The sequence below is a fragment of the Nocardioides sp. NPDC127514 genome, assembly GCF_040302125.1.
In the GTDB taxonomy this organism is placed as follows: domain Bacteria; phylum Actinomycetota; class Actinomycetes; order Propionibacteriales; family Nocardioidaceae; genus Nocardioides.
Genome location: NZ_JBEORF010000046.1, coordinates 1 through 14,510 on the forward strand (window position 1 = coordinate 1; position 14,510 = coordinate 14,510).

Genomic DNA, 14,510 nt, shown 5'->3' on the forward strand with positions numbered 1-14,510 from the left:
CGGGCGAGTGGGCAGCCCAATAGAGAGCGAACCCACCGGACACCTGGACCGAGTCTGGCCGGACGCCGGTCCTACGGGAATCCTCTAGTAGCCCAGGAAGAGACCGAGGTGTGGGATCGCGACCTGGTGCAGCGGCTGGAAGGCCTCGTCGAACTCGTTGGGCCGCACCTCGAAACCCCAGGTGTCGGTGGCGATCGCGGCGATCTCGGTGCGGTGCAGCCAGTCGGCGGTGGTGAAGGAGAGGCCGGGGGCCGCTCCCCCGGCGTAGCCGCCCCAGCCATCGCCTGCGGCGACGCCCCGGCGGGCGCGGGAGAGCTGTCCGGTGCGTACGACGACGATGTCGCCGCGACCCACCGCCGCGCTGGCACCCTGGGCGGCGATGGTGCGCTCCAGGTGCTCCTCGGTGATGGCGAAGCCGTCGGGGAGCTCTCCGTCGGTCCCGACCGCGCGGCCGACGTCGAGCAGCACCCCGCGGCCGCAGACCACGTCGGCGACCGTCTCGATCCCGGTGACACCGTCGCCCAGCGAGGTGACCACCGACTCCGCCGGGCGGCCGTTCCAGGCCCGCCCGTGGTCGAAGATGTGACCGAGCCCGTCCCACTGGGTCGAGCACTGCAGCGGCATCGCGATCACGTCGTCCGCGCCACCGATCCCGTGCGGGAACCCCTGGATACCGGCCACCGCGTCGGTGCCGGTGTCGAGCATGGTGTGCACCGGATTCGTACGCCGCCGCCAGCCGTTCTGCGGCCCGTCCATGTCGAAGGGCAGCGAGAGCGAGTAGGACCGCCCGGTCCGCACCAGCCCCGCGGCCTCGACCCTCTTCTGATCCGTGAGGAAGTTCATCGTCCCGCGGACGTCGTCCTCGCCCCAGCGTCCCCAATTGGAGACTCGGGCGACCGTCTTTGCGATCTCACCCTCGGGATCAGCCCGATCCAGGACGGTCACGAGGCGTCCAGCTCGGCGAAGGTGTCGGCGACCCAGTCGGCGATGAAGCCGATCACGTGCGGAAAGTGGTCCAGGCCGATGTGCTCGGTGGCGCCCTCCTCGGGCGTGAAGATCCGCAGCTCGCGCTTGGGGCTGTTGACCGCCTGGTCGTAGGAGCGATGCGCGTAGGACAGCGGGATCTGGCGGTCGTTCTCACCGTGAGCGATGAGGAACGGCACCGTGATCTCCTCGACGACACCGTCGAGCTTGATCGACTCCGCGAAGTCGATGAACGTGTCGATGTCGGGCTGCCCCCACACCCACAGCACGTGGTCCCAGTAGTGCGGCACCGGGTTCTCACCCTCCCGCTGCAGCCGGCGCTTCTGCACCGCGCCCCAGTCGTGGTTGGCACCCCAGGCCACGCACAGCGCCAGCCGCTTCTCGTACGCCGCGGCGCGAGGCGCGTAGTAGCCACCCAGCGACCAGCCCACCAGCCCGATCCGGTCCGCGCGCACGTCCGAGCGCGTCTCGAGCCAGTCGACGCAGGCCGCGGCCCAGGCCTCGGTGTCGACGCGCGCGGTGAGGCCGTCGAGACGCAGCGCCTCCCCGGCGCCGCCGCAGTCGACCATCAGCGTCGAGATGCCGCGAGCCGCGAGCTCGGTGTGGACGCCGGCGCCGACCATCATCTCCTTGGTCGAGTCGAGGCCGTTCCACACGATCATCACGGGCGCCGGCGTCCCGTCCCGATGAGCCGGGTGGAAGTAGGCGGGCAGGCTGGTCTCGCGGCCGTCCTCGACGTACGGGATCGCGACCTTCACCGTCGGCTGGTCGAGCAGCTCGAAGGAGCGGACCAGCAGGTCGACGCTGCGCTGGTACTCGGCGTTGCGGCCCGGGTCCTTCGCGCTCTGCATCCGCTCGGCCTGGGAGACGTAGACGGAGGCGCGGAAGAGCTTCTGCCCGGCCGTACGCCGGTGGCCGGCCTTCTCGGCCTCGCTCGCCTGCTCCTCGAGCTGGTCGGCGACACCGCGCCAGGCGGCCATGAACTCGGTCGTGCCCACGTCGGAGCCCTGCGCGGCCAGCTCCTTGAGCGGCCGGCAGGCACGGTCGACCTCGTCGATCAGGCCGCCGGAGTTGAGCGTGGCGACCACACCCAGGTTCCACACGTAGTTGCCGGGAAAGTACTCGAACATCTCTTGTCCTCTTCTGATGGATGATTCTCAGCGCAGGGCGTCGGAGACGGCCTTGGCGCCGGCGTGCGAGGCGACCCCGCCGTCGACCGGGATCTCGGCACCGGTGACGTACGCCGCGCCGTCACCGAGCAGGAAGACCACCACCGACGCCACCTCGTCAGGCGTGCCGACCCGGCCGAGCGGGGTCGCGGCCACGGAGGCGTCCCGGAAGGCGGGCGAGGCGGAGGCGGTCATGGCGGTCTCGATGAAGCCGGGATGCACGGCATTGACCCGGATCCCGCGCTCCCCCAGCTCGAGTGCTGCCGTGTGGGTGAGCCCGCGGACCGCCCACTTGCTGGTCGTGTACGCCACCGGGTAGTGCCCCTGCAGCGCGGCGAGCGACCCGATGGTGACGATCGACGCACCGGATGGCATCAACGGAGTCAGCGCCTGGATCCCGAGCAGCGGCCCGATCACGTTGACGTCGTGGGCGTCTCGCATGTCGGCGACGCTCGCCGCTCCGACCCGGGCACGCCGGGTCACCCCGGCACAGCTCACCAGTCCGTGTACGGGCCCGGCGAGCTGGTCCCCCAGCTCGGTCCAGGCGCCTTCGTCGCGGACGTCGAACGTCCGCACGCCGGAACCGGGCTCGCGGTCCAGGCCCACCACCGTGCCGCCCTGAGTCGCCACAGCGGCCGCGACCGCCGCCCCGATACCCGAGGCGGCCCCGGTGACGACGACCGTACGTCCGGCCAGCGAGCTCATCGGGGACCCTCTCGAACAGCCGCGCGCTCGTCACCGCCGCGGCGACGCACCGGCGGCAGCTCGGGAGCGGGCGGCGCGACGCCGACGGTGTTGGTGAGGGTGCCGATCCCCTCGACCTCGAGGGTGACCACGTCACCGGGCTGGAGCGGCTTCGGCTCCTGCGAGCCATGACGGCCCCACAGCTCGGCCAGGCACCCGCCGTTGCCGACGGTGCCCGAGCCGAGGACGTCACCGGCGACGACGCGGGAGTCGCGAGAGGCGTACGCGATCATCGTCTCGAAGGTCCAGCCGACGTTCGAGAGCCGGTCGCGGCCGACCTCGACACCGTTGACCGACACCGTGCACAGCAGGTCGAGGAAGCCGTCCTCGTCGCGGTAGGGATCCAGCTCGTCGGCCGTCACGATCCACGGTCCCAGCGTGGTGGCGAAGTCCTTGCCCTTGGCCGGCCCGAGACCGACCTGCATCTCGCGGCCCTGCAGGTCACGGGCCGACCAGTCGTTGAGGATCGTGTAGCCGAAGACGTACGCCCCGGCCTCCTCGGGCGGGACGGACCGGCCTTCTGCGGCGACGACAGCGGCGACCTCGAGCTCGAAGTCCCGGGCCTCACAGGCTGCCGGGAACGGGACCTCGGCCTCCGGGCCGAGGATCGCGTGCGGGTTGGTGAAGTAGAAGGCCGGAGCGTCGTACCAGGCGTCGGGGACGCCGACGGCGCCGTCGACCGAGCGGCGTACGCCCTCGACGTGCTCCTCGAAGGCGACGAAGTCGCGGACCGAGGCAGGCTCCAGGGGCGCAAGCAGCTCGACCTCGGCGAGGTCGAGGGGCTCCGTCGCCCGGGCGTGGTCGGCGGCGCGGTCGAGGACGTCGCGTCCGGCCTCGATCAGCGAGCGCATCGTGTGCCGGACGGCGAACGGATGCACGCCCTCGTCGGTGACCAGCCCGACGCGCGGCACCCGCAGGCCCTGGTCGAGATACGTGGCGAGCTTCATCGGCCCTCCTCAGACCGGCGGGGCGACGAAGACGCCCTTGTCCGGGTCGTTGAAGGACTTGCCGGCGATCAGCTCGTCCATCGGGTTGGCGGTGCCCCACTGGTCGGAGACCTCGGGGTCGCTGAAGTCGTACAGATGCGGGTGCCAGTTGTCCTCGACGAGCTCCTCGAGCTCGGTGGTGTACTCGACGGTGTTGCCGTGCGGGTCCAGGAAGTAGCTGAAGGTGTTGTTGCCGGCCAGGTGCCGCCCCGGCCCCCAGATCTTCTCCACGCCGGCCCGCAGCAGCCGCCCGGTGCCGCGCATGTACTCGTCCAGGCCACGCATCTCGAACGAGGCGTGGTGCAGCGCGACGTGCGGCCCGCGGGCGATCGCGAGGCTGTGGTGGAACCGGTTCGTACGCAGGAACCACATCATCGAGCCCAGCCGCGGGTGCATCAGGGTGTCGGAGAGCGCGAAGCCGAGGTGGCGCTGGTAGAACGCCACGGTCTGCTCGGGGTTGGGCGAGTTGATGACGACATGGGAGAGCTTGACCGGGACCGCCTCGCCCTCCTCGATCTGGCGGTGCTGCCGCACGGCGACGTCGCAGGAGACCTCGACCGTACGTCCGTCGTTGTCGAAGAAGCGGAAGCCGTAGCCACCGCCCGGCGTCAGCACCGGGCCCGGCTCGCTGACGAGCTTCACCCCGGCACGGCCGAGCCGCTCGGCCATCGCGTCCACGTCGGCCGGGCTGGCCGCACCGAACGCGATCAGGTCCAGGCGCTTGTCGTCGGCGCGGCGCAGGCGGACGGAGTAGTGCTCCGGAGAGCCCTCCGCAGCAAGGAACGCCAGGCCGCTGTCGGTCGTCTCGGCCTTGAGCTTCCAGGTGTTCGTGTAGAACTCCAGCTGCCGCTCGTAGTCGGGCACGGCCAGGTCGACGTGGCGCAGGTGGGTGATCAGCCGCTCGGCGGGCGGGGTCTCGATGATGGTCTCGGTCACTGGGTCGGTCACGGTGTTCTCCTCGTGAGATGGGGTGGTCAGGCGGGCTGGGTGACGAGGGCGGCGACGCGGGCCATCAGCCCGGGTACGTCACCGCGCTCGCGCGCCTTCAGCCAGGTGCATAGCTGGAGCGAGGCCTCGACGACGGCCCGCGCACGGGGCAGCCGGCGCTCGGTGAGCGCGGGCCAGACGGCGGCCAGATCGTCGGCAGCGGTGAGCAGCTCGGCGAGCACGGCGGCGTCCTCGAGCGCCTGGGCGGCGCCCTGGGCGAGCGTCGGCGGGCAGCTGTGCGCGGCGTCGCCGATGACGACGACCCGGCCCCGGTTCCAGGGGCCGTCGATGACGTGGCTCTCGAAGTGGGTGTGGTTGACCCGCTCGGCGTCGGTCAGGGACGCGCGGATCTGGTCCCACGGCCCGTGGTACGTCTCGGCCAGCTCGCGCATCACCGCCAGTCCCTCCTCGGCCGACAGCCCGCTCCGGTCCTGGGCCGGCTCGACGACGTAGGCGTAGAGGCTCTCCTCCGAGGTCGGGCAGTAGCCCGCGATGTAGGACGGTCCGCCGTAGAAGAGGTCGGTGCGGGTGACCTCGGCCGGTCGACGCGTGAACGCTCGCCAGATGCCCATGCCCACCGACTCGGGCTCGACGTCGATGCCGATCGCCCGACGTGTCCACGACCGCACCCCGTCGGCGCCGACGACGAGGTCGTAGCGCCCGTGCGACCCGTCAGCGAAGGTGACGTCGACGCCCGTCTCGTCCTGCTCGATGCCGGTCGGTGCGATCCCGAAGCGCACCTTGGCGCCGGCCGCGACGGCGCGGTCGAGGAGGATCCGGGCGAGGGCGGGCCGGTACATCCCCATCGTCGCCGGCAGGTCCGGACCGCCGGTGCGGTGGTCCTCGAGCTCGACCAGCAGCGCGCCGGCCGGGTCCGGTGCACGCAGCCCGAGGGTGTCGTACCCGTAGCCCTCGGCGCGCACCTGCTCCCACACGCCGAGGTCGCGGAGCACCCGCAGCGCGTTGCCATGCAGGGTGATCCCGGAGCCGAGGGCGGAGAGGTCCGGTTTGGCGTCGACGAGGTCGACGGAGACGCCCCGCTCGGCGAGCAGGATGGCGGTCGCCGTCCCGGCGGTTCCGGCACCGATGACGAGAACCGAGCTGATGGCGGGCATGAGATCTCCCTGATGTGCGAGATGGTGGAGTGACGAGCACCACTCTGAACCGCACGCAACTATTCGGGAAGAGCAGATTTCCTATCCCGCCTATACACGGCGTTTATAGTCAGACGCCATGGCGACCGATCCGCTCCGCAACCTCGACCTCAACCTGCTGCTCTCCCTGGACGCACTGCTCGAGGAGCGCAACGTCACCCGCGCAGCCGCACGGCTCGGGCTGAGCCAGCCCGCGGTCTCGGCCGCGCTGCGGCGCCTTCGGCGCCACTTCGGCGACGACCTCCTCGTCCGCACCGGCAACCGCTACGACCTCACTCCCCTGGCCACCCAGCTGCGCGGGACCACCACGACGGCCCTGGCCGGCGTACGCCGCGTCTTCGAGGCCGAGCCGGGCTTCGACCCGGCGACCTCGACCCGCGAGTTCACCGTGGTCGCCTCCGACTACTCCACCACCGTCCTCGGCGACCATCTCGCCACCGAGCTGGCCCGCGAGGCCCCCGGCGTACGCCTCCGGTTCCAGATGCAGACCCACGATGACGTCGACCAGGCGCCGGAGTCGCTGCGACACGTGGACGGGTTGATCCTCCCCCACGGCTTCCTGCAGGACCAGCCCGCCGTCGAACTGCACACCGACGGCTGGGTGCTGGTCGTGTCCGCCGACAACGACGCCGTCGGCGAGACGATCACGATGGCGGAGCTCGCCGAGATGCCCTGGGTCGTCACCCACCACGCCCCGACCGCGTTCACCCCGGCCGTACGCCAGCTCAGCATGATCGGGGTCGAGCCTGACGTCCATGTGGTGACCGAGAGCTTCCTCCCGGTGCCGTTCCTGGTCGCCGGGACCCCACGCGTCGCCCTCCTGCAGCGCCAGCTCGCCACCCGGCTGGCGGGCGCCGCCGGCGTACGCATCCTCGACTGCCCGTGGGACGTGGTCCCGCTGAAGGAGGCGTTCTGGTGGCACCCCGCCCACCGCGCCGACCCGGCCCACGGCTGGTTGCGCCGGATGATGACGCGTGCCGCCGCGCGGCTGGAGGCGGACTGACCGTCGGGTATCGACGAGGCTGATACCCGGCAGAAGCAGGTTTGGCTTCCGCAATACCTCCCGGATCTCCCACGATGCTGTGACTGCTGTCACACGATCTCGGCCTGATCCATGGAGACCCCATGTCCGACACCCTCACGCCCGTCCGGCAAGCCGGCCGCACGCAGGGCTTCCTGCTGATGTTCATGAGCTGCCTGCCCGTCCTCGGCGCCGTGCTGCTCGCTCCCGTCCTGCCCCGGATGCAGGACCACTTCGGCCACAGCGGTGCCGCGACCGCGCTTGTCCCGCTCTCCCTCACCGCCCCGGCGCTGATGATCGCGCTGCTGGCGCCGTTCGCGGGCCGCATCGTGGACACGTTCGGGCGCAAGCGGCTGCTGCTCACCGGACTGGCGGTCTACACCGTCTTCGGCACCGCGCCGCTGTGGTTGGACGGACTGGGCGCGATCGTCCTCAGCCGCGCGGGGGTCGGTGTCGCCGAGGCGGCGATCATGACCTGCTGCACGACGCTGATCTCCGACTACTTCTCCGGCACAGAGCGCGACCGCTGGCTCGGCATGCAGACCGTCTTCGCGGCACTGTCGGCCACCGTCTTCTTCGCCCTCGGCGGCGCACTGGGTGCCCAGGACTGGCGCACCCCGTTCTGGCTCTACGCCTCCAGCCTGCTCTTCCTCGTCCTCGCCGCGGCGCTCATCTGGCAGCCCGCTGGCGAGACCACCTCCACCGGGAAGCGTGCCCCGCTCCCGCCGCTGCCCGTCCGCGCCCTCGCGCTGCCCTGTGCGATCACGGTCGTCGGCGGCATCGTCTTCTACACCCCGATCGTGGAGCTCCCCTACCTGCTCGACGCGGCCGGCATCACCGCCGTCCCGGCGATCGGCGCGTTCACCGCGCTGGCCTCCCTCGCCACCGCCGGCGGTGCGTACGCCTTCGGCCGGGTCTCCGGTCGCGGCACCGCCGCATTGCTGCCGATCGCTTTCGGGCTGGCCGGGATCGGTCTGGTCGTGCTGGGTACCACCTCGGTGGTGCCGGTCATCGTGCTCGGCGCGGTCATCGCCTCGGCAGGCACCGGCCTGATGCTGCCCACCCTGCTCGTCTGGGCCCAGTCCGGCCTCACCTTCGAGCAGCGCGGTCGCGGTACGGGCCTGTGGACCGCTGCCCTCTTCCTCGGCGAGTTCGTCTGCCCGCTCCTGGTCGTCGCCTTCACCGGTGCCCTCGGCGGCCTCGGCGCCGCCGTCGTCCTCGTGGGCGCCGTCGCTCTACTCCTCGCCCTCCTCACCCGCCGCGTCCTCACCCGCGACGTAGCCCTCGCCGCCTGATCCGGATGAGGTTATGAACCGGCATCCGCCGGGGTACCGAGCGGGTCATGACAACTGCCGTCACATCTGTCGTCGTCACGGTCGCCGGCCGAACCGTCCGCCCTGAGCGCCGCATCGTCAGGTGATGTCGCGTTCGACCGCGGCCACGCGTGCCGGGACGAAGACGGACCTGCCCGAGACGGAGCGATCGGCTCGCTTCCGAGCGCGGGTCGGTCGGCTTCCCTGGGGACCAGCCCTGACGACGGCGGCCGCAGGAGCCATCGCCTTCTGGGTCGGTGCGGTCTTCCCGCGGCCGGCTGGCGAGTTCCCGTACTACGCGCCCTTGGGCGCCGTGGTCGCCATGTCCTCGACCGTGATGCGCTCGGTGCGCAAGTCCATCCAGAGCGTCGTCAGCATCTGGCTGGGATCGGCGATCGCGCTGGCCGTCGGGGCCGTGCTCTCCCCCAGTCCCGCGACGGTGGCGCTGGTGATCGCGGTGGGAACGATAGCGGGGACCTGGGGCTGGCTCGACGACACCGGCCGCTGGGTACCGACGGCAGCCTTGTTCGTCCTGATCATCGGGACCGAGAACCCGGTGGCGTTCGTGAGCGCCTTCGGCGGACTCACCCTGATCGGGGCCGCCATCGGGGTCCTGATGACGATGCTCTTCCCACAGCTTCCACTCGCCCCGATGGAGCGGTCGATCAGTGACGTGCGTGCGGAGGTGCTCGTCCAGCTCCGACGGCTGGCACGCGCGCTGCACGAGCACGGGCCACCGACGGAGAACGAATGGAGCGACCATCGGGCACAGCTGGAGCCGGCCGCGCAGAACATGCGCGCCGCACGACAGCTCGTCCTTGAAGCGGCCCGCGCCAACAGGCGTCGGGGACCCCACCGGTTTCGCCTGGAACGACAGCTCGAGCAGGCGGCCGTCCTGGAGAGAGTGTGCGTCCTGGTCGAGGAGCTCACCCAGCTCCTCGAAGAGGAGGAACGGGCGGAGAACGACCAGGTCGGGCTCGGCCCAGAGCTGCGGCCGCACACCGCACGGGCTCTGCTCGCTCTCGCCGACCTGGTCGAGTCAGGAGACGGGCGCACCGCGGATCCCGGGGCAAAGGCGGACGCCCAGGACGCCTTGTCGGCACTTGTCGACCAGATCCATGACGTACGTGCGGGCGACTCCCCAGATGACGAGCTCTTCACCGCCGGCAGCATCGTCACCACCATCCGGCGCTGCCTGGAGACGCCGCGCCCGGTCAGCGCCGCTGATTACGCCACCTGAACAGCAAGATGGTTGCGGGGCGTGGCATTCTGACCCGCATGCCCCTGAGCCTGCCACGCCTCGCCTTCGCTCTCGTCGCCCTTCTGGCCGCGCTTCTCGTGATGACCTCGTGCGGCGACGAGGACCCGGCCAAGGGACGTACGCCGAAACAGGTGCTCGCGGCGGCGCAGAAGCACCTCGACGAGACGAGCGGGATCAACTTCTCGATCGCCTCCGACGACCTTCCCGAGGGCATCACCACGCTGAAGGCGGCGACCGGGACACTGACCCGCGAGCCCGCCTTCGAGGGCACGCTGACCGTGCCGGTGATGGGCACGGAGGCGCAGGTCGAGGTGGTCTCGGTCGACGGCGTCGTCTACGCGAAGCTGCCGTTCACGACCGCGTTCCAGGAGCTCGACCCGGCCGACTACGGCGTGCCCGACCCGGCCGCGCTGATCGCTCCGGAGACGGGCATCTCCTCGCTGCTCGCCGCGACCGAGGACGTGAAGATCGGCAAGTCCGTACGCGGCGGCGCCGACAACGACGAGATCCTCTCGACCTACACCGGCACGCTCCCGGACACCGCGGTCCAGAAGATCCTCGCGGGCGCGACCGGCGACTTCGACGTCACCTACATCATCAACGACTCCGACGAGCTCACCGAGGCCACCATCGAGGGCAACTTCAGCGGTGAGGGCGAGGCGGCGTACTCCTACACGATCGACGTGACCGAGTACGGCGTCGAGAAGGAGATCACCAAGCCGTGAGAGCCGTTCTCTGGCTCGCCGCGATCGCGGTGGCGTTCGCCGCCGCGGACACCTACGTCGTGGTGCTGGCGCTGCCGGACATGATGGCGGGCGTCGGGCTCTCGATCGAGGAGCTGCAGCGGGCGGCACCGCTGATCTCGGGGTTCCTGCTGGGCTATGTGGCGGTGCTGCCGCTGATCGGCCGCCTCGCCGACCTGCTCGGGCACCTGCCGGTGCTCGTCGGCGGGCTGGTCGTCTTCGCGTTCGGCTCGTTCCTGACCGCCCTGTCGTGGGACCTGGCCGCGATGGTCGTCGGCCGGTTCTTCCAGGGGCTGGGCGGTGGCGCACTCGTACCGGCGACCCTCGCGCTCGTCGCAGTGCTCTACCCCGCTGAGCGGCGCGGGGTTCCGCTCGGGCTGGTCTCGGCGGTCCAGGAGCTCGGCTCCGTGCTCGGGCCGCTCATCGGCGCGGCCGTCCTCGCCGTCGCGGACTGGCGGGCGATCTTCGGGCTCAACCTCGTGGTGGGCGTCGTGCTCGCGGTGGCGATCCGGAAGCTGGGCCGAGCGGACTCCGTCCGGGATCGTCCACGGCGACCGGACCTGATCGCAATGCTGCTGTTGCTGGTCGCCGGCGCCGCGTTCGTGCTGCTGGCGGTCGAGCCGACCGCCCTGGTCCAGGACCTGACCTGGGGCGCGCTCTACGTGCCCGCGGCCGGATCGACGCGCTGGCTGACCCCGCTGGGGCTGGTCACGATCATCGCCACCCTCGGGTTCCTGGTGAAGTGCGGCCTGCGGCCGGGCGTACGCCGCGTGCTCGGCCGGATCGCCGCCGAGGTCGACCTCCTCGGGGCGCTGCTGCTCTCGTTCGCCCTGGCCGGGGTGATCCTGGCCTTCGCGACCGCCGACCCCGAGGTCGCGGTCTTCTCCGAGCAGGGCACCTGGTACCTGGTCGCCGGCGGGCTGGCGCTGCTCGGGTTCGTCTTCCACCTGCGCCGGGCGCAGGACCCGATCGTGCCCCGGGGCGCGTTCGCCCGCACGCCCGCGTGGGGCTCGGTGCTGATCTCGTTCTTCGTCGGCGCCGCGCTCGTGGCGGCGCTGATCGACGTACCGCTCTTCGCCCGCACCACGATCTACGGCGACAGCCAGCTGAAAGCGGCCCTGGTGCTGCTCGAGTTCCTGGTCGCACTGCCCGTGGGTGCCATCGCGGGAGGCTTCCTGACCCGGCGGCTGCCGGCGGGCGTGATCGCGGGTGCCGGGATGCTGCTGGCCGCGGTGGCGTTCGTGTTCATGGCCCGCTGGGACGCCGACGCGCTGCGCTCGCTGTCGGCGACCGTCGTGCTCGTCGCCGGCGGCCTCGGCTTCGGCCTCGCCCTGGCGCCGGTCAACGCGGCGATCCTGGCCACGACCGAGCAGTCGATGCACGGCCTGACCACCTCCTTCACCGTGGTGGCCCGCATGGTCGGGATGCTGGTCGGCATCTCGGCGCTGACCACGATCGGCCTGCGCAGCTACTACGCCGCCCAGGCCGACCTGCCGTCGCTGTCGTCGGTGTGCACCGGCGGCGGCATGTGCGAGGAGTATCAGGACCTGCTCATCGGCGCCGCCATCGCCCAGGAGCACACCGTCTTCGCCGGCGCCGCTGTCTGCGCGGGGATCGCGGCCCTGCTCTCCGTGGTGCTCCTGCGAGGAGCGCCCACCCGGGCGCTCTCCCCCACCGAGACCGTCACCGCGCTGTAGGGACGTACTCCGGGCGGGTCGAGCCCATCCGTTCGTGGGTCGCGTTCCGCCGTCCGGATGCGCGCTCGATGGCCCCGAGGGCGGCACCCAGGCCGAAGGCCGGCATGTTGCCGTAGAGCGTCTCGACCTGGTCGCCGGGGACCCGGTAGGTCTCGTGCCAGATCCCGATGTCGCCGGTCGAGGCCGCGCGCCGGTTGAAGGCCGCCCAGGCGGGAGCGTGCGTGAGGGACGGGTCCTTGGCGAACCGGCCCAGGTCCTCGACGCTGCGCCAGTACTGCACCGTCATCAGCACGCGCCCCGACCAGTAGCTGCGCGCCGAGAGCAGCCCGAGGTCAGGGTTCTTGGCGAGCTCGGCGAGCATCCGGGGCATCCCGACGAACGCTGGGAACCAGCTGCGCACCTTGTGCCAGCGGTGGATGCGCATCCCGATCAGGAACACGACGACCTCGTCGGTGCCGACGTCGGCGACGCTGTGGCCGGGCGTGACGCCGTCCGGGACGTTCTCGGGAGCCCCTCGATAGCCCCGGGCAATCTTCGACATGGCCGTCCTCCTGACTGGATAGCATTAGTATCTAGTCTAGGATAGTGCTCCTATCCAACAGTGCCGTCAACCCTTTCACGGAGGAACGATGCGGATCTCCGAGCTTGCCGACTCGACCGGCGTGAGCGTCGCGACCATCAAGTACTACGTGCGCGAGGGCCTCCTCTCCCCCGGCAAAAAGCTCTCCGAGCGTCTGGCCGACTACGACGACCAGCACGTACGCCGCCTTCGCCTGCTCCGCGTGCTACGCGATGTGGGCGCCGTCCCCGTCGGGGCGCTCAAGGCACTGGTCGACGCGACCCAGGACCGCACCGCGTCTGTGCACGACATGTTCGGCAAGGCCTGTGACGCGCTCCGCATCGAGACGACCGTCCCCGTGTCCCGGGGTGATCACACCCGCGAGCTCGCCGACCAGATCGTCGCCCAAGCGGGGTGGACCGAGGTCAGGGCGGATGCCCCCGAGCGCGACCATCTCGCTGGCATCATCGAGGTCATCCTCGACAGCGGTCTGCCGACCGACCCCGAGGGCGCGGCGACCTATCTTCCCCTCGTCGATGCGATCGCTGCCTACGAGCTCGGCCAGATCGACGACACCCAAGACCGCGAGGCGATGATGGAGCAGATGGTCGTGGGTCAGGTGGTCCTCGGCGAGTTCCTCCTCTGCCTGCGCCGACTGGCCCACGAGCACCACAGTGCCCTGCGGTTCGCCGGGCGCCGCTGATCTACCCGATCCGGACGCGGAGCCGCTCGCGGGCGGGGATCCGCGGATAGGTGCTTCCGCGCTCGACCACGCTCCAGGGAGCGGCGGCGAAGACCTCGGCGGTTGCCGAGATCATCGCGATCGTCGACGGCTCGCCGGGGCACCGGTGACCCTCGGCGGGGTCTCCCCCGCCCTGCGGCACCAGCTCGAACTCGTCGACCTCTCGGCCGAGGAACCGCTCGGTCGAGAACGTGTACGGCGCGGACCACGAGGCCGGGTCCAGGTTGGTCCCGGGTACGTCGAGGACGACCCGCTTCCCCTGCGGGACGATCTGGCCGTCCCAGTCGCCGTGCTGGCGCGCGATGCCGGCGAGCGCCGGAACGAACGGGAAGATGCGGCGTACCTCTTGGGTGAAGGCGTGGCGTCGACCGGGATCCTCGGCGAGCATCGGGCGCAGCGCGGGTTCGTCGTCGAGGGTCTGGACGGCGAAGGTGCCGAGGTAGGCCACGGCGACCGCGGGCCGCAGTACGTTGAGCAGCTCCACCGCCGCCACCGGAACCGGCAGCAGCTCGCCCTCCGGGTCCCGCCAGGTGGCGATGGTCTCCACCGGCGTGGTGGGCTGCGTAGTGGCCGACTGCGCCTCCCGGATGAGCCCCCGGGCCCAGCGGTTGGCCCACAGCCGGGCCGCCCACGCTCTCGCGTAGGAGGGGCCGGAGACCCCGAACCCGTCGACGATCCCGGCCAGCCGACGCCCGACCCTGTCGGGGTGGCGCACCGAGATGCCGGCCCATGCCAGGACCGCGCGGGCGTAGACCTCGGACAGCAGGTGGAACACGCTCGCCGTCTCCCCGTGGCGTTCCCGAATCGCTGTGTCGAGGTGGTGGTGTACCAGATCCTCGAGCGTCGAGGCAGCGGCATCGTCGAGCAGGCCGAGGAACTGCCCCTTGCGGTGCTGGTGCTCTTCACCGTCGAGTCCGTGGACGGCGCCACGGCCGAAGAGCAGCGTGGCCAAAGGTTGGGGCACCGCACCGGAGCGGCGGATGAGCCGGGGGTCGTAGAAGCGGCGTACGGAGGCAGGACCGCTCACGACGACGGCATCGTCCCCGAGGAGCTTGACGGGGCAGACCGGCGGGTCGCCGGCCCGTCGCCGAGCGTCGGGGATCGCGTGGTAGCCGTGCCGGAGCAGGTCCGCGGCGAGATCGCGGGACAT

14 protein-coding genes are annotated in these 14,510 nt (G+C 71.1%); 6 read left to right on the forward strand and 8 right to left on the reverse strand.

Going from position 1 to position 14,510, the window contains the following annotated elements; translation table 11 throughout:
- Positions 1-84: 84 nt before the first annotated feature.
- Genes ABTX24_RS27810 through ABTX24_RS27835 form a run of 6 tightly spaced genes read right to left on the reverse strand, consistent with a single transcriptional unit; the run spans position 85 to position 5,985 of the window.
- A complete protein-coding gene (locus ABTX24_RS27810) occupies positions 85-945 on the reverse strand; it encodes a cyclase family protein (protein ID WP_350844287.1) in 861 nt (286 codons plus the stop codon).
- Positions 942-2,114, reverse strand: coding sequence for an alpha/beta hydrolase family protein (locus ABTX24_RS27815; protein ID WP_350844289.1), 1,173 nt, complete (start codon positions 2,112-2,114; stop codon positions 942-944). The genes ABTX24_RS27810 and ABTX24_RS27815 overlap by 4 nt, the downstream gene beginning before the upstream one ends.
- Before the next feature lie 27 nt (positions 2,115-2,141).
- On the reverse strand, positions 2,142-2,858 hold the full coding sequence (locus tag ABTX24_RS27820) for an SDR family NAD(P)-dependent oxidoreductase (protein ID WP_350844291.1): 717 nt from the start codon (positions 2,856-2,858) through the stop codon (positions 2,142-2,144).
- Positions 2,855-3,844, reverse strand: coding sequence for a fumarylacetoacetate hydrolase family protein (locus ABTX24_RS27825; protein ID WP_350844293.1), 990 nt, complete (start codon positions 3,842-3,844; stop codon positions 2,855-2,857). The genes ABTX24_RS27820 and ABTX24_RS27825 overlap by 4 nt, the downstream gene beginning before the upstream one ends.
- A 9-nt stretch (positions 3,845-3,853) precedes the next feature.
- Positions 3,854-4,831 carry a VOC family protein gene (locus ABTX24_RS27830; protein ID WP_350844295.1) on the reverse strand — a complete coding sequence of 326 codons (978 nt, stop codon included), beginning with the start codon at positions 4,829-4,831 and terminating at the stop codon, positions 3,854-3,856.
- 26 nt (positions 4,832-4,857) lie between these two features.
- Positions 4,858-5,985 carry an FAD-dependent monooxygenase gene (locus tag ABTX24_RS27835; RefSeq protein WP_350844296.1) on the reverse strand — a complete coding sequence of 376 codons (1,128 nt, stop codon included), beginning with the start codon at positions 5,983-5,985 and terminating at the stop codon, positions 4,858-4,860.
- A 118-nt stretch (positions 5,986-6,103) separates the two neighbouring features.
- On the opposite strand from ABTX24_RS27835, the gene ABTX24_RS27840 reads away from it, so the two are divergent.
- The 5 genes from ABTX24_RS27840 to ABTX24_RS27860 all read left to right on the forward strand — a co-directional run bounded on the left by ABTX24_RS27840 (position 6,104) and on the right by ABTX24_RS27860 (position 12,059).
- Positions 6,104-7,027 carry a LysR family transcriptional regulator gene (locus ABTX24_RS27840; protein ID WP_160024218.1) on the forward strand — a complete coding sequence of 308 codons (924 nt, stop codon included), beginning with the start codon at positions 6,104-6,106 and terminating at the stop codon, positions 7,025-7,027.
- A gap of 122 nt (positions 7,028-7,149) precedes the next feature.
- Positions 7,150-8,340, forward strand: a complete 1,191-nt coding sequence (locus ABTX24_RS27845; RefSeq protein WP_350844298.1) for an MFS transporter — start codon at positions 7,150-7,152, stop codon at positions 8,338-8,340.
- Positions 8,341-8,464: 124 nt separating this feature from the next.
- Positions 8,465-9,598 (forward strand): FUSC family protein, encoded by a 1,134-nt coding sequence (locus ABTX24_RS27850; RefSeq protein ID WP_350844300.1) that lies wholly within the window; start codon positions 8,465-8,467, stop codon positions 9,596-9,598.
- A 38-nt stretch (positions 9,599-9,636) separates the two neighbouring features.
- Positions 9,637-10,344, forward strand: coding sequence for an LppX_LprAFG lipoprotein (locus tag ABTX24_RS27855; RefSeq protein WP_160024221.1), 708 nt, complete (start codon positions 9,637-9,639; stop codon positions 10,342-10,344).
- Positions 10,341-12,059: an MFS transporter gene (locus ABTX24_RS27860; protein WP_350844302.1), complete on the forward strand. Its 1,719-nt coding sequence runs from the start codon at positions 10,341-10,343 to the stop codon at positions 12,057-12,059. The genes ABTX24_RS27855 and ABTX24_RS27860 overlap by 4 nt, the downstream gene beginning before the upstream one ends.
- On the opposite strand, the gene ABTX24_RS27865 is transcribed toward ABTX24_RS27860, so the two are convergent.
- Entirely contained in the window at positions 12,046-12,600 is a 555-nt protein-coding gene (locus ABTX24_RS27865; RefSeq protein ID WP_350718085.1) for a DUF4188 domain-containing protein, read from the reverse strand. The two genes, ABTX24_RS27860 and ABTX24_RS27865, sit on opposite strands and share 14 nt — an antisense overlap.
- Positions 12,601-12,688: 88 nt before the next feature.
- On the opposite strand from ABTX24_RS27865, the gene ABTX24_RS27870 reads away from it, so the two are divergent.
- On the forward strand, positions 12,689-13,321 hold the full coding sequence (locus ABTX24_RS27870) for a MerR family transcriptional regulator (protein ID WP_350718087.1): 633 nt from the start codon (positions 12,689-12,691) through the stop codon (positions 13,319-13,321).
- 1 nt (position 13,322) lies between these two features.
- Here ABTX24_RS27870 and ABTX24_RS27875 read toward each other — a convergent pair whose 3' ends face one another.
- The gene (locus ABTX24_RS27875) at positions 13,323-14,510 is read right to left on the reverse strand and encodes a cytochrome P450 (RefSeq protein ID WP_350844304.1); all 1,188 of its coding nucleotides are present in this window, start codon (positions 14,508-14,510) and stop codon (positions 13,323-13,325) included.